This window comes from Dyadobacter sp. 3J3 (assembly GCF_009801115.1).
Taxonomy (GTDB): Bacteria; Bacteroidota; Bacteroidia; order Cytophagales; family Spirosomataceae; genus Dyadobacter.
In genome coordinates, this window is the sequence record NZ_VTOL01000015.1 from 97,331 (window position 1) to 119,139 (window position 21,809).

Consider the following 21,809-nt stretch of genomic DNA (forward strand, 5'->3'; position numbering starts at 1 on the left):
GCTCCGGTTTTAAGTTAATAGGTAGTCCGGTAGAAAACGAGCCGAAAAGAGAATCTCGGCTCGTTGGTTTTTTTCTTAATCCTCAGATTTTTCAGGATGTTTTTTCTTTTTAAACCCAAAAAAACTGCTGCTGGCTTCCTTGGGCGTTTCATCTCCAAGCAATATTCCCCAGGCTTCCAAACCGTCAACGCGATCAAAAACTACTTTCATCATCGCAATTACGGGAATCGATAAAAACATCCCGGAAAGTCCGGCTATGGCGCCGCCAACCAAAACCCCGACGATAGAAACCAAAGCATTGATCTTAACTTTTGAACCGATAACCAGCGGAACCAGAAAGTTGTTATCAATGAACTGAACAGCCAGAAATATTCCGACAACGCCTAAAATAGTATCAATTTCAGGATGACTGATGAACGTCACCATGACTGCCAAAACGATAGCAACCAACCCGCCGATGTAAGGGACCAGATTCAGAATCGCCGCCATAATTCCCAGCAGAATAGCGTATTGGACATTTAAAACCAGTAATCCAATACAGTTTAGAATCGCGACGCTGGCTGTTTCCAGAAGCAAACCGACCATATAACTCTGAATAATAGACTTGATCTCACCCAAAACTTCCATTACTTTTTCCTTGTGTTTTTGGGTAAACAATTCAACCATAAAGAGTAAAAGCATCGCTCGGTAATAAAGTAGCAAAAACATGTAAATCGGAAGTAAAACCAGACTGCCCAACGGTCCTGTTATGATTCCCAGCGTTTCGCCGCCCTGGAAATTTTCCATGGTTTGTGTCTGTGCCTTTTTCAAATACTGATCCTGCTGACGATAACTGACACTATACTCACGCCGGATCCAGCGCCGCGCATCTAAATAAAAATCATTAATATTCTTCCGCAGTTTTGGCCATTCGTCTGAGAAATCGGCCAGCTGCATGGAAAGTAAAACGGTAAGTCCGGCTACAATCAAAATAGCAAGTAAAACGGCCAGACTTATCGCAAGCATTTTTGGAATTCCATGGCGCGTAAGCCAGCTTTCAATCGGTCTTAGTAAAACGGCCAGTAAAGTTGCCATGGCTAGCGGCACAATAATATCCTGTCCAAGGTAAATGGTAAGCGTAATTAGGGCCAAAGCGATCATCGTATGTGAAAGCTTGTGGTAAAAGGGCTGCGGTACAGTTGAATTCATATACAATTTACCAAAAAATTAGGTTTTCTCTATCCATATTAAAATCAAGCCACCAAAAATGTCTCACCTTCACCGCTATACGAAAGCTTCCCTTCTTGGCGCTTTTGCCCTTCGCGCCTTTGCGTGAAATAAGTGAATTCCTTAAAGATATCGCAACCATTTCATCTCCCGATGCGCAGATTTATACCTTGAATACCAGGCACATAACGGATAAATCGACAGCACAACAAAAGCCCAGATCAGGTAAACATAAGGAAGCTCAACCCCGGAGCCGTTAACAGGCCGGCCAAACATAAACGGACCAAAAGGTAAATCCTTCCAGGTAAACCCTTGAAAAAAAACCATAATAAACATCAAAGAATGAATAAGATACCAATGAAGAAGATAATAAAACAGAGGTACTTTCCCATAAACTGAAATAAATCGTGTGAATCCATTTTTAACACCATCAGCCAAAGCCAGAAATAAAAATGCAAAGCCTAAGGTGATCACCGAATAAAGCAAAGAAGGTGGATATTTGGAAATATTGATAAAAGACAAAAAAGTAAAAACGGGATTTTTTTGCACCGACCAAGGTGAAGGATCGCCATAAAAATTGCTTAAACGTAAAATCGTAAAAAATGCCAGCAAACAAATTCCGATGAAAAATAGGGTTTTTTTTCTTTGCTTATCTTCAAGTAGAAATAACTGTCCACAGCCATAACCCGCCAGCATAATTCCCAGCCAGGGAATGATCGGATAAAGAATAGCAAATGTGAAATTTGGCGTGACGGTTAAAACATCCAATCGGAAAAGGAAAGACCAGATTACCTTCAAAACCGGATTTTCTTTGAAAGTGACATTACCTAAAAGGTTATGTCCAAAAATGATAACCAATCCGATAATCCCAATCGTCCGGGAAGATAATTTTAATAAAAATGAAATAATGATAAGTCCCGCGCCGATGGCTGCAATAACCTGAAAAACCAATATTCTAAAATGGATATCAGCCCATAAAGCAAAATTAATGAGTGTAAATTCCAGAAGGATCAGCCATAATCCCCGGCGAACCAGAAATTTTCTCCCGGCGGAAATATCAGTATTGTTTTTGAGCGAAATAAAAGCAGAAGTTCCTGAAAGAAAAACAAAGGTTGGGGCACAGAGATGAGTAATCCAGCGGGTCAGGAAAATCCCGGCCGTGGTCGTAGTCAAATCCACAGGATTTTGGGATAAAGATGTGGTATGCATCAGGTCTCGGACATGGTCAAGAGCCATAATGATCATGACCAAACCTCTGGTAAAATCAATAGTTTCAACGCGTTTCATAGCCTGGAAGAGTATGGTTAGTACCAAAAGTCTCAAAATGGAAAGTTTACTGATTGTAAGAAACTCATTTGGTACAGTTCTTTTCCCTAACTTCCCAAATATCTGCTCACTCCTGATCCTCATATATGGCCGAAGAATCCAAACTCCCTATTTACGGCGCATTAGGCGCCAATATTGGTATTGCAGTAATCAAATTTATCGCCGCATCTGTTACCGGAAGCTCCGCAATGCTCTCAGAAGGAATCCACAGTACGGTAGATTCAGGAAACGAATTATTACTTCTTTTGGGGATCAGCAGAAGCAAAAAACCAGCTGATCAGGGACATCCTTTTGGTCATGGAAAAGAGCTGTATTTCTGGTCGTTGATCGTCGGGATTTTGATATTTGCGCTGGGCGGTGGAATGTCTTTGTATGAAGGAATTACACATATTCAGCATCCGGAGCCGCTCAAAGATCCAAAATGGAATTATATAGTCCTGGCCGTTTCCATGTTTTTCGAGGGAGGTTCGCTTATTATTGCGGTTAAAAAATTCAATGAATTAAGAGGAAAAGGTACTTTTTGGAGTGAATTGAGGGCGAGCAAAGATCCTTCTCTTTTTGCTGTTATTTATGAAGATGCCGCAGCGTTAGCGGGTTTAATTACAGCATTTTTGGGGGTATTTCTTGGTCATTATTTCAACAATCCGATTTTTGACGGAGTTGCTTCCATCGTAATCGGTTTAATATTGTGCGTTGTAGCCGTTGTGATGGTTGTGGAAAGCCGGAAATTACTGATTGGTGAAAGTGCCCAGTCTGATATTGTTCGCGGAATATATGAGTTGGTTAATCAGGATGAGGATATTTCCACAGTTTACTATCCTTTAACGATGCATCTTTCTCCCAATGAAATTTTACTTGCGCTGGATGTTCAGTTTAGAAAAGATATCAGTTTGAAAGAAGTCGTTGATGCCATCAGCCGGACAGAGAATAACATCCGGGCCGCTTTTCCGGATGTTAAAAGAATTTATATTGAAGCAAAAAATCTGGCAAAATCAGGAGAACAAATCGCACGGGAATATAGGGAAAGGGAAGAATTGTAAGAAAAGGGCTTCGGCTTTCGGCAGTCGGCAATCGGCTTTTGAACCGGGATTGACAAACTAAGTCAATAATAACTATTCGAGTAATTACCACTTAAAAAACGCTTCTTTTTAAGACAAATAATATATTATCGCTTTTTTGTAATTATTAAACTAATTTGGGATAAAATTATATTTTGATCCGAATTGGTATGAAGAAAAGAACCTTTTTAAAAATATCATCTGCATTAATGACGGCTCCATTACTTTCTCCATTATCAGGTTGGGCGACCGGTGAAAAGCTCAAAAACTGGGCCGGAAATCTGGAATATAGCACTACCAAATTATACCAGGCCAAATCAACAGAACAGGTAAGTGAATTTGTTAAAAAACACAGCAAATTTAAAGTACTCGGCACCCGGCATTGTTTCAATAAAATCGCGGATAGTAAAGATGAATTTATTTCACTGACGCAGGCCGACGAGCTGATCGAAATCTCTTCGGATGGTAAAACGGTTACCGTAAATTCCGGTTTGAAATACGGACAGTTAAGTCCTGTTCTCGATAAAAAAGGATATGCTTTGCATAATCTCGCTTCGCTTCCGCATATTTCTGTGGCTGGTGCCTGCGCGACAGCCACGCACGGTTCAGGGAATAAAAACGGAAATTTGTCTACAGCGGTTTCCGGGATGGAAATGGTAACGGGAACAGGCGAAACGATAAAATTGACAAAGGAAAAAGACGGTCAGGAATTTTTAGCTGCCGTTGTTAACCTTGGTGCTTTGGGCGTAGTAACAAAGGTGACACTGGATATTCAGCCCACTTTTGAAATGAATCAGTATGTTTATCAAAATCTTTCATTCGAAAAATTGAAAGACAATTTTGAAACCATAGAGTCAAAAGGGTATAGCGTCAGTCTTTTTACTAACTGGCAAAGCCGGGATATTGCAGAAGTGTGGGTGAAACGAAAAATTGAAAAAGGAGAAAACTACACTCCCGACGCAGAACTTTTTGGAGCAAAACTGGCAACAAAAAATTTACACCCGATTCCGGAATTGTCGGCTGAAAATTGCACGGTACAAATGGGTGTGCCAGGTCCATGGTATGAACGTATGCCACATTTTAAAATGGGTTTTACCCCAAGTAGTGGTGTTGAACTGCAATCTGAATATTTTGTACCGCGAAAAAATGCGGTAGAAGCTATCATGGCAGTTTACAAACTGGCAGATCTGGTAGCCCCTCATTTGATGACTACTGAAATACGTACCATTGCGGCTGATGATCTTTGGATGAGCCCATGTTACAAACAGGATAGCGTTGCCATACATTTTACCTGGAAACAGGATTGGCCCAATGTCAGCAAAGTTTTACCTGTTATTGAAAGAGAACTTGCGCCATTCAATGCGCGTCCGCACTGGGGGAAAATGTTTACCATGGCACCTGCCAAACTACAATCTCTGTATGATAAACTGCCTGATTTCCAAGAGGTAATAAAGGAATATGATCCGCAAGGAAAATTCAGAAACGGATTTTTAGATATGTATATTTATAAAAGTTAACTAATAGAACAAGCGTATTTACCGTACAATAAGATTTGCTTATTTCATTACGTCAAAACGTATGATGATAAGCATATTTTTTTGTCCTTTATATGTGTTCTACAAAATTTCATTTTATAAACATCTCTATTTTGCGCGCCAATGTATTACTGTCGGTGGTGTATATTTTAATTATAATGGTACCAGTTTTTTCATTTGGTATCTTTATTTTTAAACACGCGCTCAATGTCCCCTACAACGATGACGAAGCTTTGTTATATTCTCTGAATCAAATCATTACAGCTCCATCAGATTCATTTTATTTGTTATTTGAACAGCAGAATGATCATCGTGTGTTCTTCTCACGTTTGGTAAGTTTGATCATAAAGTTGATGTATGGAAAAATGAATTTCAGAGTAATGATCATTTTTGGCTACCTGAACCTGGTCTTACTGGGATATGCATTTTTTTTAATTTTTAAATCAGCCAATACCGGGCTGGCTTATTTTATACCAGTAGCTGTTTTGCTTTTTTCGCCTATTGTTTATGCTACCCATCTCTGGGCAATTACCTCATTTGAATATACCCTTGCCATTACATTTTCACTTTATTGTCTTATATTTTTACAACCTTCAAAACAAAAGGTTTGGTACTGGTCAATTCCTTTTGCGATTGCCGCGACGGTATCTAATCTGGATGGGCTGAGTGTTATCCCGGTTGGGTTGGTGTGGCTGGTCACCCAGAAACGAAAAAAGGAAAGTATCTTATTTGGCATTTTTGCTGTACTTTATGTGATCATATTTTTTACCGACTTTCACTTTTCAATCGCATCTAAATTTCCTCCTTTTCCTCAAATCATCGGGATTGTATTCAAGGCTTTTGTTTCTTATTGCGGGTCAATTTTAAAAGTATTATCCGATTCTTACGGACTTGCTTTGTCAACGGTTGCAGGCACATTTTTCTTAATTGTGCTGGTCGTAATTAACATAGTCAAGTTTTTCAACAGGAGCCAGTGGCGGGATGTTCTATTTCCTTTAAGCATAACGGAAATTTGCTTTTTAGAGCTCCTGGCATGTGGCTTGATGATTGCTATTGGCAGAGCCGGTGACGTAGCCGGAAGTATGCTGGCAATAAGATTTCAGGTTTATGCTGTCAGTACTTTTATCCTGTTTTACTTGCTTGTATTAAGTGCTTTAAAAGACGATAGGTACAAAAGATACTTTTTTATATGGTTTCTTTTCTGCGCCATCGCCCTGAATGCTCTTTCTTACTCAAAGTATGACAAGGCTATTGCAGTGCACAATGACGAATTGAAAGTAGATTCCTACAATTTCCCAAATCATGCTTTTTTCTTATATCAGTACACCGATACTAAGGATCCAAATATTGCACTTTATCAACATTACGAATTCCCGGGTTTTTTTAGCAATGGAGATATTGAAGATTGGTATAATAAAATAAAGGCTGCCACGGTGAGCTCGGATATACAATTTACAATTGAAAATTTGAATCATTTGCCTGAGTATCAAAAATGGAAATATCCTGCGATAAGTTTTCAAGTAAAGAGCCTCCCATCATCAGTCCCGGAGAGCGATGTTTACCTTGCTTTGTTTAATTGTGACAAGCCCGGCAAGCCGTTTCTGGTTGCTGTAAGGCATGAGAATAGAAATTGGCTCAATAAAATAACAAAATCTAGTTTGGCAGGAAGTGCCCGATCTGTGATTTTTCCCCAAAAAATGGCTGGAAAGCATTACGATGTTGCGCTCTGCTGGAAGAATAGGAGAATTAACAATAGTATCTTGGTCGCCAGAAATGTAAATCTGGATAAGATTATCAAAACCAGATTTTAATGGCTTTCTGTATAAAATGAGTTAGATATTATTGTTTCAGGATACAATCAGATTGGAGTAAAATGGCGCCCAAATAAATTTTTTAGCAGAATTACTAAGTTTATTTATGGTAAGTTTTTTTCAAATTGAAAATACGTTTTTCAAAAAATCTTTCTTATTATATGCGCTGTTCGTAATAGTAATATTTTACTTTTTAGCAGCAGTAATTTCAGATGGATGGTTGAATAATGACGAACATTTCCAGATTCTTGAATTTGCAAACTACAAGAGAGGATTACTTGAAAAAAAGTATCTGGCATGGGAGTTTACCGATAGGCTCAGACCGGCACTTCAACCCATGATAGCTTATATTCTGCTTAATACGATGAGTTTTGCAGGATTGAAAAATCCTTTTGACCAAGCGATTTTACTTAGGCTATTTTCCTCATGTCTGTTTCTTTTCAGCTCTTACTTTTTGTTCAGTTCATTGCGAAAAAGATTTGCTAACCCATTTTATCAATATTTTTATTTTTTATCAACCTTCTTTTTGTACTGCTTTCCTCTCTTTGGAGTGCGTTTTTTTTCTGAAAACTGGAGTGCCTGTTTTTTAATTATCGCAATAGCAACTTTCTGCAAATATGAAAAGGGAAGTAATAAAATGGTTCTCACAAACAATAGCCAGTTGCTAACAGGAATGCTGTTAGGATTATCGTTTTTGTTTCGATATCAATCAGCAATCATGATTTTTGGACTCTCTTTATGGCTTTTAATATTTTATTTTAAGTCGATAAAGAGGTGGATTATGATATTTGTGGGATTCCTTATAGTCTGTTTCGTTGGAATACTAATTGATCGATGGTTTTATGGAGAATGGGTACTAAGTTCATGGAACTATTTTTACATTAATCTAATAGAGAACAAAGCTGCCTCGTTCGGTACCGCTCCATGGTGGTGGTATTTTGAACAGCTTTTGGTTGGAAGATGGCTGTCTGTTTTAAACATAGTTCTGATAATTCTTGTGGGAGTTTTTGGAATCAGGAATTATAAACACCCATTCACCTGGTTATTCTTTCCATTTCTTTTTGTACACATGTTAATTTCGCATAAAGAAATACGATTCATTTACCCAATAATGGTATTTGTACCATTTATGATCGTCGACTCGTTTTTATTTATTGAAGGGTTTTTTAAAAAGAATATATTGTATAGCGTTATAGTTTTATTAGCGATAATTAATTTCTTTGGGTTTGTAGCAAACTCCTTTCGTGTACACGACAATTCATCTCAGATCTTCAAATTTATTGGAGCATTACCTTACAAGCCAATCGTAATATACACTCAGGGAGAGTTCTTTTATTATACCCTGGCCAATGACGTAAAATCCTTATCTCCAAGGTTCTATCGGAAGAATCATACAATCTTGCGAAGAGAACTTACTGAAAAAAGTGTTGAGCTTGAATCGAAAAGATTGATGAATGGTGATACGTTGGTTTATTTCGTATTTAATTCTTTTGACGAAAAGTTAAATAATACCCGACTTAAGACGGTTTACAGTGCTCAACCCTTGTGGCTTTCAAAATTGAATTATCGTAATTGGATGCATAAAAGTTTTGGTGACTGGAAGGTATATGAAATTGACGGTTCCAATGAAATCAGGAAATAATTATGCCGGTTGGAAAATGATATTCTTAAGAGTTTTTAATTACTATTGACTTGTTGTTAGAAATAATTAAAAGCAAAATCTCATTTGATTCTTTCTAAAAGAGCCATGTAAAATCCGTCATAACCTTCATCTGCTACGGATGTACGGCGCTCGTTCATCAACCTCCAGCGATCACCAAATTCCATGATAAATCTTGTTACCTGATCTTCCGATTCGGAAGGTAATAAGCTGCATGTGGCATAAACCATTTTCCCGCCTCTTTTTACCATTTTAGAATAAGTGCTCAGAATATGCCATTGCGTATTTCGGATCGTATTCAGAAATGTTGGTTGAAGTTTCCACTTCGTATCCGGGTTTCTTCTCAAAACGCCAAGTCCTGAACAAGGTACATCCAGCAAAAGGCGATCAGCCTTTTCAACCAGATCTTTCACCGTAGAGTCATTTTTGATCAGGCCGGTTGTCAGGATTTTTACACCGTTCCGGGTTGCACGTTTTTGGAGTTCTTCCAGTTTGTAATTTTCAATATCGAGGGCAATGATGTTGCCTTTGTTTTCCAGTAAAGAAGCAATTTGTAGCGTTTTTCCACCTGCGCCTGCACAAGCGTCTATCACAGTTTGTCCTGGTTTAATATCCAAAAACGGAGCAATTAATTGAGATCCAGCATCCTGGACTTCAAAATGTCCTTTTTTGAAAGTTTCCTGTCCAAAAACATTTTGCCTCTTTTTAAGAATAATCGCCGTCGGGACCTCGGGAACGGTTTCAACTTTATCATTACCAAAAACAGATATCACAGATTGTAAATCCGATTTCAACGTGTTGACACGCAACACAAAAGGAGCCTGGTTATTCAACGCGGTGATTTCCTTTTCCCACTTCTCACCCAGTTCTCTTTCGCCCACTTCGTCGATCCAATCAGGAATGGACTGTGCGATTTTACGGACTTTCAACGCTTCCTGATACCGACTCAAAACCGTTTCCAGATTAATTTCTTCAAATTCCGCCCATTCAGGCAGTATATTATCCGTTTCAGTAAGAAGTTGTGCAGGTTTGATAATTTGCCAGGTACCAACCATTTTCCAGAAATGCTCAGGCTGCGTCACTTTTTCCAAACTGGCAGAAAACTTGATCAGTCGCCACCAACGAACGATTTCATAAATATTTTCCGCCAGAAAAGCCCGGTCGCGTGCTCCCCATTTCGGGTTGGATTTTAATAAACGTTCTACAACACGATCTGCCTGTTGCTTGTCTGAAAAAATTTGCTGCAAGGCCTGAACCGTCGCCTCTATTAATCCTCTATATAATTTCAATGTCAAAACAGACTGGTTGTCCGGAATTAGATTTTATGGTTTGGAAGTAAACCAATGTGGGGGCAAAGTTCGGGAAAGTTTTTGAGAGTGCTACCACTGATTACAAATCCATGTTAGTACCACTACACCCCAATCTCCCTCAACTCCATCTCAATCCCTCTCAACTGCCCAATCATCTCTGCCTTATAAGCCAATGTCTGATTTGTAATTTTTGGTACCAGCTCTTTGTAATAATCAATTCCGGCGAGTAGCTGTTCTTTAAATTTGATCAGATATTTTTTCTTTTTCTCATTCAGTTTTTCAGCACTTGCTTCCAGGTCTTTTTTGTAATAATCAACATACAAATTCAGCTCGTTGATAAACATATTGGGGCGGCTCACTTTGCTAAGCAAATTAACCTTTCCATAAATATGGTTTACCATTTCATCCAGAGAATATACTTTTGAAAACCAGGCGAGGTTTGGCCCAGGACAAATAGAAACTGCTGAATTTTCTCTTGGTTTAAGCAAATGATTTTTGAGAAGCGTGGATGTGCTCAGTCCGTCACACAAACAAAGTTTTTCTGTGATCGCATTGAATTGCTCTTCGTAATCAGCAGGTTTTGGCTCAATTGCGTGCAATTGTTTTATTTTCAAATGTTGATATTGCCGGGATGCTGTGCAAATCGGTTCGCTCGTGAATTCGGTATTGGAAACCAGATATTTTTTCTTGCACGGACTTCCAGGCCTACCGGCTGCTATGCGTTCCAGCCGTTGTATTTCGGCGCTGCTTTTTTTGAAATTGTTAAAAAGAACGCCAAGCGGTGAAGAATTACTGATATAATAATCATCACTTTTTGCTTCTGCCAAATCTTTTAACGTAGTTTCATCAACATTGGTAACCTCGGGAACCAGCAAAAAAGGACTTCCCCAGCCGGTCGCATTTACCTGATAGTGTTCAAGTAAAAAATGATCCTCTTCGGCTGTTCCTATCCCGCCTTGAACGGTGATTTTTAACTCAGGAATTTTATTGATTTGATAGTCTTTTACTTCAAGCGCAGTTTTATACAAGCCAAAAAGTTCTGTCAGCATTTCCTGCTTTCTATCTTTAAATTCTTCCAGAATCGGTCCTAATAAATATCCTTCGGTAGCAAAAGCATGTCCACCGCAATTTAATCCTGACTCAATCCTGAACTCGGAAACCCAGATTCCCTTTTTTGCCAGAAACTTGGCCTGTATGAAAGCAGAACGAAAATCGCTCACTTTTAGAATGATTTTTTTGCGGAAATGATCATGTTCATCCGGATAAAAGTCACTGAAATTTTCGAGGTAATTGTAAAGTCTTGGGTTCATTCCTGCGGAAAGAATAAGCGAGGAAGTCAGCGTACTATTCGCAAATCCGCGCAGAGCTGCTGACGCATCAGAATAGTCGTCAGTCAGAATTTCACCAAAAGCATCTTTGTTTAACTTATCCACCTTTGACATAATGTTGACATCAATTGCTCCTTTTGTCAGACAATTCCGCAAGGCATTTTGCATCCATTTTTTTTCTTCCGTATCTGTTGATGAAAGCATTTTTTCATAACGCATTTTTAAAGAAGAGGTATTAGGCAAAAGGTCAAAATAACGGGTGATGTCAGTGCCTTCTTCAAAAGGTTGCTGACGCAAATTTTCGAATTGTTTGTTGACGATTCTTTCCATTAAATCCAGGTAAGCGGTAATTCTCCTGCTTCTGAAATCGTGTTCATTGGAAAGAATCGGAATATAGGTTTCGCCGTTTCTTAGGTTATGAAATTTCCGCATTCTTTCAATCATTTCATCATCCACAATCGAGGCAACGGAAGAAATTCCGAAATGAGAAACTTTAATAGGTGTATCAACAGAATAGCCCAATCCTAAAACGGGAATATGAAAAGTATGCGTGGTATTTTCCTTGCTCATGAGTAGCTTGAAGTAGTAATTTTTCACTTTTCAAAACTAGAACTTCGTTGAAGCAGAAAAATTGATGCAGGTTGGTCGCATTCATGATAATCGTCATCTGGATCTTGATTTTGGGATTGATGGATTTTTAGGATTGAGAGTTTTTGGTTATCTCCTTTCGTTATAAACACCAACTTCGGCCAGCGTAGGCGGTGATGAAAATTCATCGATTGAAATTCTCACTTTTCCTGCCCAGATTCTGTCAAAACGCAATGTTTTTATTTTCTCAGGATTGGTCACCGTTTGAAGCGGTTTCCAGATTCCATTTTCGAAATATTCAACCCGGTATTTTTTTATCGAAGCTTCACCCTGCGCAATGGTAATCATATTGAATGCCTTATCCTTATCAAAAGAAATCTCAAACCACGGATTTTTAACTTCTTTATTTGAAACCCAGGAAGTGCTGAAATTATCATCATTGGCAAAATCCATGATATCCATATCATTACTCCAACTTGAATTTGTCGGCTGATGTTTGGCAATGTTGGACGAAATTATAGGTGCATCGACTGGTCCAAGTTTCGGGACATTTCCACCTTTTTTCCATAAATCACCCATTTCTTTTAGTGCTTTTAATGCGTTATCATCAATCAGTCCATCACGGTTTGGCGCTACATTTAGTATGAAATTGCAAAAAACCTGGTTGAATGGAATCAGATTATTATTCACCAATTCATTCGAATTTTTCACAGGGTCAGTTGCGAAAGTCGTTTTCCAAAACCATGAGCCATTGATCGGCAGACAGGAAAGTGCGGGAAGTTTATTCGTTTCTTTTGAAATTTTCTGTCCGGCACCTTGTTCGTAGGATTTGATATCGGTATAATAAAGTGCCTCTTTTGGATATTTGGCCGCGTTCAAATCCATCAGCAAACAATTCGGCTGCAAGGTTTTTACCAGTGTGTAAATTTCTTCAAAAGGAACATCGTCATAAGAAATTCTGGACCAGGGCGCATCCCAGCCATCAATAATCAGCGCGGAAATTTCACCATACTGAGTTAGTAATTCGGTTAACTGCGCTTTGATCATCTCAATATGTTTCTTTTCTATATAACCCGGGCGAAGTTTATGATGCGTATCCAGAATCGAATAATACAGCATCACTTTTAATCCGTTGGCCCGGAAACTTTCTGCATATTCTTTCACGACGTCTTTTTTCAAAGGATTGTTCATGACATTGTAATCAGTTGTTTTGGTATCCCAGATGCAAAAACCGCTGTGATGTTTAGTCGTCAGACAGCCGTAAGTCATCCCGGCAGATTTCGCTGCTTTTGCCCATTGATTGCAATCCAGTTTTGTCGGGTTGAAAACGGAAGGCGAAGTATCCGGATCCGGCCAATCCTGATTTACTTACGTCGGGATATTGTAATGGATAAACATACCGAAGCGCAAGTCGATAAATTGCTGTTGAAGTTCGCCGAGAGGTTTTCCTTTTTTTGCCGTTTGAGCTTTTCCGGAAAAGGGTAGAGATAGAAGTAGAAGGAATAAAATGGATAGTGATTTTTGCATGTTAATTTCAGCGGCGCTATGCACCTTTGTTTAAGATTATATTACGGTGATCCGCACCTTGTGGAAATTTAATTGTCTCGTTGGTGCTACAAATATTCAGGTGCTCTGCACCTTTAACCACAAAATGACTTATGGTTATTCTATAAGTATTTTGGTGCGCTGCACCTATTTTAGATCTACGGTCTCAGCATCTTTGTTAATAGCTTTTCAACACATTTTTAATAACAGAATCTTTTTGCGCAGCTTTTAATTTGAGATTGTATTGATAAACCGCGCCTTCCCAGTCACCATAAACCGGATTTGGCAAAACAATAAATTTTTTACCAAAATCAGCTGCCGATAAATATGTATTTTTCAATCTTTCGTCTGCCGGTTTTTTATCAAATAATGCGCTGAAATCCGCCAGGTTATCGCCCATTAGCATAATGATGTTATGTGTTTCAGCAATTTTCTGGCGTCTGGCTTCTTTGGAAGAAACCGTTTGTTTCAAAATCAGATTGTCATTGACAGCATCAGGAAATCCGAATTTTACCAGATTTGCTAACGTACCTTTACGTTCAGCTTCCGCGCGATTGGTCAGATAAAATATTTTTATACCTTTTGAAGATGCGTATTTCAAAAAGGGTAAGGCGCCGGGAATTGTATCAGCTTTGGAAAGTGCTGTCCATTCCTCCCAGGATTTTTGTTCATAATCTTTTCCCTGCAACGACTGTTTTACGTCATATGGACTGTTGTCCAGAACGGTTTCATCTATGTCGGTAACAATGGCCAATGGTTTGGATTGCGGTAAAAGCAATGCTTCGTCAACGCGGATATGCGCAATGTTGAACGCCTGAAAACAAAGCGCTTTATATTCTGCGGCACGCTGCTGGAATAATGCTGTGAATAATTTCCCGTCGGCGGTAAGATTTGTGGACGATACTGCTGGACCGGATTTCTGTTTGGCTGTTGTGCATCCCAAAACCAGCGTGGCGATTAAAATGGCGTATTTTTTCATAGGACAAAGTAAATCAGTTATTGCTAATTAGTTGACTGATAGGCCATAAATACCGGAATTTACCACAACATTCTTACATTCAGCAACATTGGCGCTCATTGGTGCGTATGGTCTGTAAAAACATACGTACTGAACTATGGATCGCAAAGAATTTTTAAGAAGGGGTATTTTATCAGCATTAGGATCGACGGCTATTCTTCCGATTTTAGGGTCGTGCAGTAAAGATAGCGTAGATCCGACAACGACGGAAACAACAACCGGGACCACCACTGGAACAACAACAGGCACAACCGCAGGTTCGTGCACGACAACGGTTACGGAAACAGCAGGGCCATTCCCAACAAAAACGCCAGGTACCCTGGTGACAAACGATATTACTTCGGATCGCACAGGAACAAAACTTACGGTAAAAATCACGATTCAAAACAAAAATAACAGTTGCGCGGCTTTGGCCAATGCTCTTGTAGACATTTGGCATTGTGATGCTGGCGGAAATTATTCGGAATATGGTGGAACCGGGATGCAGTCTGCCAATTTTACAACGGTTCATTTTCTTCGCGGAAGGCAAACGACGGACGCGAATGGTCTGGTAACCTTTACTAGTATTTACCCGGGTTGGTATTCAGGACGTGCGCCACATATTCATGCGCATATTTACAATAGTTCAGGTACTTCACTTTTGGTCACGCAAATTGCTTTTGATCAGATAATTTGCAATGCCGTTTATGCTCAGGGTGCATATAAAAGCCACGGTTTGCAGGATACCACAAACGCAAATGATAATGTTTTTAGTGATGGAATTACAACAGAACTGGCCTCGTTTACGGGTAGCGTTTCCGAAGGTTATGTGCTGGCACATACCATTGTTGTTGCGGGATAATGTAAAGAGCCATAATGCAGGGATTTAACTTTTCGATATGATCACACAAACAGAAGGACAAATTTACCTGGCCGGACAACGGGGATGCTCTCAATTGCCTTGGTTTCGTAGTTTTCATACATTTAATTTTGGTCTTTATCAGGATCAGAACAGAAAACCATTTGGTAATTTGCAAGTTTTGAATGATGATACATTGGCCGCCGGAAAAAGTTTTAAAATGCAGTTGGGAGAAAATACGGAAGTGATTTTACTTCCAATTGTAGGTGCGGTTGAATTTAAAAACAGTTTGGGTGAAACCGGAATTCTGGAATCCGGTCAAATGCAGATTTTTTCAGCTGCAAAAGGCATGAACTACAAAATTACGAATCCTTATGAAACGGAACTTGTTAATTTTATCCAACTGTTTTTAACAAATAACAGCAATTCTTTTCCTCCAAAAATTCAGGAAATTAATATTGATCTGGAAAACAGAAATAGGCTTTTCCCGCTTTTTTCTCCGGCACAAAATGGTCTTACTACGCATCAGGAAACTTTCGGATATATTGGAAAATACGTTGGGCGGCAAGAAGATTTATACCAACTCAAGAATCCAGAAAACGGAATATTTGTTTTTATTATCGAAGGCGCTTTTGAAGTTCAGAACAGGCTAATGGAGGCCCGGGACGGCTTGTCACTCCGGAATCTTGATGAACTGGAATTTGAAGCACTTTCCAATGACGCTATTATATTGATCCTTGAAATAGCCGGGATATAAGCAGGCTGCGGGTCCTGTTTTATCCTGGAATTTCAGGGTTCGATAATTACATTTAAAATGCGCGTCTCAGCCGGTGGATTCTTTTCAAAAGAACGGCTCAGGTTGAATTTCAACACATCTTCCCCCATTGCTTTTGTGGTGCGCAGCGTAAATGTTTTCATCATTTTACCTCCTGGGAGATCTTTTTCTGCTGATTTTTGTGTGGAGGATGCTATTTCTTCAATTTGAGATTTGCCTTTATCCAATGTCCAGTCATAACCGGTTCCCGCTTGCAAAGGGAGTTTTACAGTTAATGATGAACCGCTCCGAAGTGCCACAGTGGCCTCGCTTTTTTCCAGAATCACAACCTTGTGTCTGCTTCTAGACGCGGCACAGTTACAATTAAACAACGCCAAAATAATCAATGAAATCCACATTAATTTTTTCATAATCTTACTTGGTAAAACATGGACGGAATTTAAATTTACGACTCCGTTTCGTTATGAAAACTAGCGATTTTTAAGTCGGGAAACAAACGAATAAAATTTCTTTTAATATTATATAATAATCTTGTTATCAGATATTTGTATGGTTTTGTTCCTTGTTTTATTAAATAATAATTTCATATGACATAAAAAAACCGGCAGAATTTTTCTGCCGGTTTCAGGTCGTTTTTAAAGCTTATTTTGACGCTAAAATTTCAATTTTTTCGATCACCGGATCTGATGCCAAAAGTTCAGGAGCGTTTGCCATCAATGCTGCGGCTACTTTTCCTGCCAAATGTGCATTGCGCCCCGCTTCGTCAGGAAATGTATCAAAAATCCCGAATGTTGATTCTCCAATTTTTATTCCGTACCAGGTAATGGTATCAGGTTCTTCCATAACCAATGACAATCCACTTTTCAGGAAATCCGCTACTTCCTGTTCTTTTCCCGGCTTTGCTTCCAGTCTTACAAGTAATCCTAACGTGATCATAATTTTGGTTTGGTAAATGGTTGTATAAAAAAGTTATGCATTCATAATCTACATACGTGAGAATTACGTATATGGATTTTACGTAACCGCATAATCCTCATTTATATTTCATCAGTTTAAGATTCCGATAAATTGTACACGTTTTACCTTTATTTAGCAATCGTGCAGGCGGTAGGGGATTTGTACTTTTGAATTGTCTATTAAATGGTATTGCAATAAACGGGAGTGAAGCAGGTACTTTATTCCCGTTATTAATTTCTGGAAGGAATATTTTATCTCCGGGAACAATTAACCTGAAAACTTTAAGATTCTTAAACCATGAGCGATAACAAAAAAAGATCGGGTGTTTATTTGGGAAAAGGAATACGGTTTAAGCAAGGATTTTTGTCGGATTCGGAATGCTCTGTTGCCTCTGAATTCACAGGAATATCGCCCTTATTAATGAATTTCAACACCATAGCAGGTTTTTCAGAAAACGAAGAGGATTATAATTTACCCGGACTTTTTTACAGGGAAATGTTATCGGACGAAGACAAGATCAATCTGGTATCTACCATTGTCTGCACGTTAAAGGGAATCAATAATTCCCAAAACGATGAAGCTGTCAAAGATCAGCTTCACCATTTTTTCAGAATCGATACAAAACTTGGTCTGGCCGTGGCCGATGGACTGAAAATTAAAGTCGGGACATTTTTATTGTCACGATGAATTTTACGAAAATTATTATTCTTTTACCAGCTTCATTTTTTCGAGAATAACATCATTCTGATCTTTTACAATAATGGTATAAATCCCGCTCAGATAGTTTTTTAGACTGATCTGAGTCTCAACTTCTGACTTAGATTTTTGAGATAAAATTAAAGCACCCGACGAATTATAAAGGTCAATTTTATTTCCCTGCTCCACACCTTTGATAGTGACATGATCAATCGCAGGATTTGGGAAAACCGAGATATCATTTTTTGAACAATCTGTCTTCGCAGAAACGATCCGGCTAAATTCATAACTTTCATCATTATCCAGCATTTTTAGCCGGTAAAGAGTATTTGTAGCCAAGGAATTTTTGTCCGTAAAACGATACAAATGATCAGTTCCGGATGCAGGAATTGATTTTATTTTATCAAAGCTTTTGCCATCTGCACTCCTTTCCACCTCAAAATGTGAAAAATTACTTTCAAGCGAAGTACTCCATTGCAGGTCGATTGAACATCCATTGCCTTTGGCGGTGAAGTTTTCAAGTTTGACTGGAAGAGGCGTAGTCGGGCCCGTAATTTGTGCAATGGTACCGTCATAAAAAGAAATTGCGTACAATTCTCCCTGGTTATCTTCACCAAAAGAAACAAGAGAAGGGTAGCTGACATTGGTAAGAAAACCACTAAAACCAGCCGGCGTGATCATTCCTATTTTAAAAGTCTGGTAATCCCCGAAAATGTAAGAGCCTTTTAATGAAGCATACTTTGTTCCCCGATATATGTAGCCGCCCATAACCGAAGCGCTGTTGCCGCCATTGTTGGTGAAGCCGGGATAAGCAAATTTTGGAGCAATAAAGGAAGTGGAAATTGTACAATTACAATTTCTGTAAACCGCATTTCCTTCCATATAATCCCAGCCAAAATTCCTGGGCGTTGTAATGTCTGTCGCTTCTAAATAGTTAACCTCTTCCCAACCATCCTGTCCGTTATCACCATACCAGAAATCTCCGTTTTCACGATCAAAACTGATACGCCAGGGATTACGCAGGCCTTTTGCCCATATTTTTTGAAGAATATTATCTGCCGGGGAAGCGCTGTTGACGTCGAGTCTAATTATTTTGCCAAAAAGCAGGTTCGGATTTTGAGAATTTAATTCAGGATCACCCATCACACCACGGCTTCCGGGGCCGTTGTCGCCCGTGGAAATGTACAAAAAATTATCTTTTCCAAAAGCCATATCACCGCCCCGGTGACCACCCAGAATATCGGTATAAGGAATGGTTAAAATCAGGGTTTCAGATGATGCGTCGGCCAGGTCCGAGTTTGAACCGCCTACTCTTGTAAAACGTGAAATATTGATCTCAAATTTACTTTTCACCACATACATCACATAAAAATATCCGTTGGTCTGATAGTTTGGATCGAAAACGATACTGAATATTCCCGCCCAGTCCAGGTCGTTCATTTTGGAGCTGATATTCAAAAATGGATTATTATGATCAACAATTCCGTTTTTTACAACTTTAATTTTTCCTCCAATTTCCGCAATAAATAACCTCGAATCATAAGCATGCGTGACTTTTACGGGGCGAGTAAAACCGGATAAGTAAGGCTGTAAAACTGGAATTGGCTGAGAAAATGATATTATTGAAAAGAAGAATTGTAAGACGAAGAATAGTAGTAATTTTTTTTTCATAATCTGGGAGAAGGTTATTCCGTAAAGGAACAAGTTTATTTCAAGTAAATAAAGTCATTAGATAAGTTATCACTTGTTTCAATATTATCTTTTTGTCACAACTTGGTTACTATTGAAATAGAAAAAAAATGAGCTTATTTATGATTTTATAAAGGTCGAAAATTTTAGATTTCAATAATCGCTATATTAGGATTATTGTTTCTACCTGACTAAAATTTCTGCTCCCTTTATGAAAAACATTTTTCGAAAAACAATCCGTGTCCTGCTCTTTTCCCAGATTTTGATGAGTCCGGTTTACGCCCAGAATTTGATGGGTTTTGGTGCTGAATCTTCAAAAAAAGAAATTGATCTGGAAGCTTCATTTGACAAACAGCTGCAAGCCAAAAATTTGCAGGAATGGATGAAAAGAATGACTGCATATCCTCACCAACTGGGATCAGCTTACGGACTAAACAATGCGCTTTTCCTTCGTGATAAACTTGTTTCCTGGGGTTTTGAGGCACATCTTGATACGGTACACGTTTTATTCCCGACTCCTAAAATCAGGATTGTAGAGTTAACAGAACCTACAAAATTTAAAGCTTCTCTGACCGAGCGTTCTGTAAAAGAAGATGCAACATCCGGACAAACCAAAGATGTGCTTCCTCCTTACCATGCGTTTTCAGCGGATGGTGATGTAACGGCCGAACTGGTATATGTTAATTACGGAATCCCGGCAGATTATGATGAACTGGCAAAATTGGGAATTGATGTAAAAGGGAAGATTGTAATCGCGAAATATGGTAATTCATGGCGCGGAATCAAACCAAAAGTAGCGTATGAACATGGCGCAATCGGTTGTATCATTTATTCTGATCCAAAAGAAGATGGCTATTTTCAAGGCGAAGTATATCCAAAAGGTCCGTTTAAAAATGATGCAGGAGCGCAGCGCGGTTCTGTTGTAGATTTACCTCTGGCACCCGGCGATCCGCTTACAAACGGTTTTGTGGCCAGTGCGGAAAACAAACGTTTGTCGGTTAAGGATGCGCCAAGTATGATGAAAATTCCGGTTTTGCCGATTTCATATGGTGATGCTTTGCCATTGTTAAAAGCATTGGGCGGACAAGTTGCTCCGTCTTCATGGCGCGGTGCTTTGCCGATCACCTATCATATCGGGCCGGGTCCTGCGAAAGTACATTTGAAACTTGAATTTAATTTTGATATCGTTCCTGCCTATAATGTAATCGCAACGATTAAAGGAACTGAATTTCCTGATCAATGGGTTGTTCGCGGAAATCATCATGATGCCTGGGTCTTTGGCGCAAGTGATCCCGTGAGCGGTGCAGTGGCTGAACTTGAAGAAGCGCGTGTGCTTGGAGAATTGATGAAAACCGGCTGGAAACCAAAAAGAACCATTGTTTATTGCTGGTGGGACGGTGAAGAGCCAGGTTTGTTAGGTTCAACGGAATGGGTTGAAAAGTATAAAAAAATCGTCTCAGAAAAAACGGTTGTTTACCTGAATACCGATGGAAACGGTCGTGGATTTTTGGGCGTAGGCGGTTCGCATACCCTTGAAAAATTCATTAACCAGGTTGGACAGAGTGTTACGGATCCTGAAAAAGGAGGTAGTGTTATGGAACGTCTTCGTTCCAAAATGATACTGGATGGTCCTGCTGCGTCGAAAATGGAAACCCGTAGCCGGAGTGACGTACGCATAGGAGCGTTAGGTTCTGGTTCTGACTTCACACCTTTCATTCAGCATTTGGGGGTTTCTTCGCTTAATCTTGGTTTTGGTGGTGAGGACGAGGGCGGTGATTACCATTCGATTTATGATTCTTATGACAATTATGTGCGTTTCAAAGACACTGATTTTTCTTATGGTGTGGCGCTTGCCAAAATGATGGGACGCTCCGTTTTGCGATTTGCAGATGCGGAAGTTCTTCCGTTTGATTTCAGCAATTTTTCAAACACCGTTCAAACCTATGCAATGGAAATAAAACGTGATCTTGAATCGGTAAGGACGAAGGCTGAGGATCAAAATAAATTGATATCGGAAAATCGTTTTGAAATTACTGCCGATCCAAAAGAGCCTTTTGTGAAGCCCATTCCGATGGAAGTTGCACCTTACCTGAATTTTTCACCTTTGGAAAATGTATTGATTTCATTGGAGAAAAGTGCATCCGCTTACGCTGCTGCATCGGCTAAAATGACAACATTGCCTGCGGATAAACTGAAACAATTGAATGATATTTTATATAAATCAGAGCGTTTTTTGATCAACGAACAAGGTTTGCCAAGACGTCCTTGGTATAAACATCAGATTTATGCGCCCGGATTTTATACAGGTTATGGTGTGAAAACCTTGCCGATGATCCGAGAAGCGATTGAGCAGCGCAACTGGACTGAGGCAGATCAGGGTGTCGTTCGTGTGAGTGATGCGCTTAAAGCATTTACAGCTGAAATTGATAAAGCGACTGCTTTGATGAAATAACCCGGAGCAAAGCCCCG

General features: G+C 39.3%; 17 protein-coding genes and 1 pseudogene. 8 read left to right on the top strand and 10 right to left on the bottom strand.

What is annotated here, in order from left to right:
• Positions 1-75 precede the first annotated feature (75 nt).
• Together FZF08_RS26215 and FZF08_RS26220 are read right to left on the bottom strand one after the other, a co-directional pair.
• On the bottom strand, positions 76-1,188 hold the full coding sequence (locus FZF08_RS26215; RefSeq protein ID WP_159475899.1) for an AI-2E family transporter: 1,113 nt from the start codon (positions 1,186-1,188) through the stop codon (positions 76-78).
• A gap of 141 nt (positions 1,189-1,329) precedes the next feature.
• Positions 1,330-2,616 (bottom strand): heparan-alpha-glucosaminide N-acetyltransferase domain-containing protein, encoded by a 1,287-nt coding sequence (locus FZF08_RS26220; protein WP_310590617.1) that lies wholly within the window; start codon positions 2,614-2,616, stop codon positions 1,330-1,332.
• Positions 2,617-2,618: 2 nt separating this feature from the next.
• On the opposite strand from FZF08_RS26220, the gene FZF08_RS26225 reads away from it, so the two are divergent.
• The 4 genes from FZF08_RS26225 (at position 2,619) to FZF08_RS32120 (ending at position 8,578) form a co-directional block, all read left to right on the top strand.
• Positions 2,619-3,572, top strand: a complete 954-nt coding sequence (locus FZF08_RS26225) for a cation diffusion facilitator family transporter (protein WP_159475901.1) — start codon at positions 2,619-2,621, stop codon at positions 3,570-3,572.
• Between the two features lie 188 nt (positions 3,573-3,760).
• On the top strand, positions 3,761-5,107 hold the full coding sequence (locus tag FZF08_RS26230; RefSeq protein ID WP_159475903.1) for a D-arabinono-1,4-lactone oxidase: 1,347 nt from the start codon (positions 3,761-3,763) through the stop codon (positions 5,105-5,107).
• Between the two features lie 176 nt (positions 5,108-5,283).
• Positions 5,284-6,936 carry a hypothetical protein gene (locus tag FZF08_RS26235; RefSeq protein WP_159475905.1) on the top strand — a complete coding sequence of 551 codons (1,653 nt, stop codon included), beginning with the start codon at positions 5,284-5,286 and terminating at the stop codon, positions 6,934-6,936.
• A 106-nt stretch (positions 6,937-7,042) separates the two neighbouring features.
• On the top strand, positions 7,043-8,578 hold the full coding sequence (locus FZF08_RS32120) for a hypothetical protein (protein ID WP_159475908.1): 1,536 nt from the start codon (positions 7,043-7,045) through the stop codon (positions 8,576-8,578).
• Positions 8,579-8,658: 80 nt separating this feature from the next.
• Here the strand turns inward: FZF08_RS32120 and FZF08_RS26245 are convergent, their stop codons facing one another.
• From FZF08_RS26245 to FZF08_RS26260, 5 genes and pseudogenes are all read right to left on the bottom strand, one after another.
• Positions 8,659-9,885 (bottom strand): RsmB/NOP family class I SAM-dependent RNA methyltransferase, encoded by a 1,227-nt coding sequence (locus tag FZF08_RS26245; RefSeq protein WP_159475911.1) that lies wholly within the window; start codon positions 9,883-9,885, stop codon positions 8,659-8,661.
• Between the two features lie 122 nt (positions 9,886-10,007).
• Positions 10,008-11,804 (bottom strand): hypothetical protein, encoded by a 1,797-nt coding sequence (locus FZF08_RS26250; RefSeq protein WP_159475914.1) that lies wholly within the window; start codon positions 11,802-11,804, stop codon positions 10,008-10,010.
• Positions 11,805-11,951: 147 nt separating this feature from the next.
• On the bottom strand, positions 11,952-12,401 hold the full coding sequence (locus FZF08_RS32125) for a discoidin domain-containing protein (protein WP_310590618.1): 450 nt from the start codon (positions 12,399-12,401) through the stop codon (positions 11,952-11,954).
• Positions 12,393-13,142, bottom strand: a pseudogene (locus FZF08_RS32130) (alpha-L-fucosidase); the annotation flags it as partial. The gene FZF08_RS32125 and the pseudogene FZF08_RS32130, both read right to left, overlap by 9 nt.
• Before the next feature lie 403 nt (positions 13,143-13,545).
• Positions 13,546-14,346, bottom strand: coding sequence for a 5'-nucleotidase, lipoprotein e(P4) family (locus tag FZF08_RS26260; protein WP_159475917.1), 801 nt, complete (start codon positions 14,344-14,346; stop codon positions 13,546-13,548).
• 136 nt (positions 14,347-14,482) lie between these two features.
• Between FZF08_RS26260 and FZF08_RS26265 the strand changes: the two genes are divergently transcribed.
• The gene (locus FZF08_RS26265) at positions 14,483-15,226 is read left to right on the top strand and encodes an intradiol ring-cleavage dioxygenase (protein ID WP_159475920.1); all 744 of its coding nucleotides are present in this window, start codon (positions 14,483-14,485) and stop codon (positions 15,224-15,226) included.
• Positions 15,227-15,263: 37 nt separating this feature from the next.
• Positions 15,264-15,980 (top strand): pirin family protein, encoded by a 717-nt coding sequence (locus FZF08_RS26270; protein ID WP_159475923.1) that lies wholly within the window; start codon positions 15,264-15,266, stop codon positions 15,978-15,980.
• A 32-nt stretch (positions 15,981-16,012) separates the two neighbouring features.
• Here the strand turns inward: FZF08_RS26270 and FZF08_RS26275 are convergent, their stop codons facing one another.
• The gene (locus FZF08_RS26275) at positions 16,013-16,408 is read right to left on the bottom strand and encodes a protease inhibitor I42 family protein (RefSeq protein WP_159475926.1); all 396 of its coding nucleotides are present in this window, start codon (positions 16,406-16,408) and stop codon (positions 16,013-16,015) included.
• A gap of 232 nt (positions 16,409-16,640) precedes the next feature.
• Positions 16,641-16,934, bottom strand: a complete 294-nt coding sequence (locus FZF08_RS26280; protein WP_159475928.1) for a putative quinol monooxygenase — start codon at positions 16,932-16,934, stop codon at positions 16,641-16,643.
• A 318-nt stretch (positions 16,935-17,252) separates the two neighbouring features.
• Between FZF08_RS26280 and FZF08_RS26285 the strand changes: the two genes are divergently transcribed.
• Positions 17,253-17,642, top strand: a complete 390-nt coding sequence (locus tag FZF08_RS26285) for a catalase-related domain-containing protein (protein WP_159475931.1) — start codon at positions 17,253-17,255, stop codon at positions 17,640-17,642.
• Between the two features lie 15 nt (positions 17,643-17,657).
• Here FZF08_RS26285 and FZF08_RS26290 read toward each other — a convergent pair whose 3' ends face one another.
• Positions 17,658-19,322, bottom strand: a complete 1,665-nt coding sequence (locus FZF08_RS26290; RefSeq protein ID WP_159475934.1) for a PQQ-dependent sugar dehydrogenase — start codon at positions 19,320-19,322, stop codon at positions 17,658-17,660.
• A 229-nt stretch (positions 19,323-19,551) separates the two neighbouring features.
• On the opposite strand from FZF08_RS26290, the gene FZF08_RS26295 reads away from it, so the two are divergent.
• On the top strand, positions 19,552-21,792 hold the full coding sequence (locus tag FZF08_RS26295; RefSeq protein WP_159475937.1) for a transferrin receptor-like dimerization domain-containing protein: 2,241 nt from the start codon (positions 19,552-19,554) through the stop codon (positions 21,790-21,792).
• Positions 21,793-21,809 lie beyond the last annotated feature (17 nt).

Excerpts from the sequence above, each read along its gene's own strand:
- FZF08_RS26225 (WP_159475901.1), top strand. The coding sequence starts at position 2,619 with ATGGCCGAAGAATCCAAACTCCCTATTTACGGCGCATTAGGCGCCAAT.
- FZF08_RS26295 (WP_159475937.1), top strand. The coding sequence starts at position 19,552 with ATGAAAAACATTTTTCGAAAAACAATCCGTGTCCTGCTCTTTTCCCAG.
- FZF08_RS26220 (WP_310590617.1), bottom strand. The coding sequence starts at position 2,616 with ATGAGGATCAGGAGTGAGCAGATATTTGGGAAGTTAGGGAAAAGAACT.
- FZF08_RS26275 (WP_159475926.1), bottom strand. The coding sequence starts at position 16,408 with ATGAAAAAATTAATGTGGATTTCATTGATTATTTTGGCGTTGTTTAAT.
- FZF08_RS26285 (WP_159475931.1), top strand. The coding sequence starts at position 17,253 with ATGAGCGATAACAAAAAAAGATCGGGTGTTTATTTGGGAAAAGGAATA.
- FZF08_RS26250 (WP_159475914.1), bottom strand. The coding sequence starts at position 11,804 with ATGAGCAAGGAAAATACCACGCATACTTTTCATATTCCCGTTTTAGGA.
- FZF08_RS26235 (WP_159475905.1), top strand. The coding sequence starts at position 5,284 with ATGGTACCAGTTTTTTCATTTGGTATCTTTATTTTTAAACACGCGCTC.
- FZF08_RS26260 (WP_159475917.1), bottom strand. The coding sequence starts at position 14,346 with ATGAAAAAATACGCCATTTTAATCGCCACGCTGGTTTTGGGATGCACA.
- FZF08_RS26290 (WP_159475934.1), bottom strand. The coding sequence starts at position 19,322 with ATGAAAAAAAAATTACTACTATTCTTCGTCTTACAATTCTTCTTTTCA.
- FZF08_RS32125 (WP_310590618.1), bottom strand. The coding sequence starts at position 12,401 with ATGGGTGATTTATGGAAAAAAGGTGGAAATGTCCCGAAACTTGGACCA.
- FZF08_RS26265 (WP_159475920.1), top strand. The coding sequence starts at position 14,483 with ATGGATCGCAAAGAATTTTTAAGAAGGGGTATTTTATCAGCATTAGGA.
- FZF08_RS26280 (WP_159475928.1), bottom strand. The coding sequence starts at position 16,934 with ATGATCACGTTAGGATTACTTGTAAGACTGGAAGCAAAGCCGGGAAAA.
- FZF08_RS26230 (WP_159475903.1), top strand. The coding sequence starts at position 3,761 with ATGAAGAAAAGAACCTTTTTAAAAATATCATCTGCATTAATGACGGCT.
- FZF08_RS32120 (WP_159475908.1), top strand. The coding sequence starts at position 7,043 with ATGGTAAGTTTTTTTCAAATTGAAAATACGTTTTTCAAAAAATCTTTC.
- FZF08_RS26270 (WP_159475923.1), top strand. The coding sequence starts at position 15,264 with ATGATCACACAAACAGAAGGACAAATTTACCTGGCCGGACAACGGGGA.
- FZF08_RS26215 (WP_159475899.1), bottom strand. The coding sequence starts at position 1,188 with ATGAATTCAACTGTACCGCAGCCCTTTTACCACAAGCTTTCACATACG.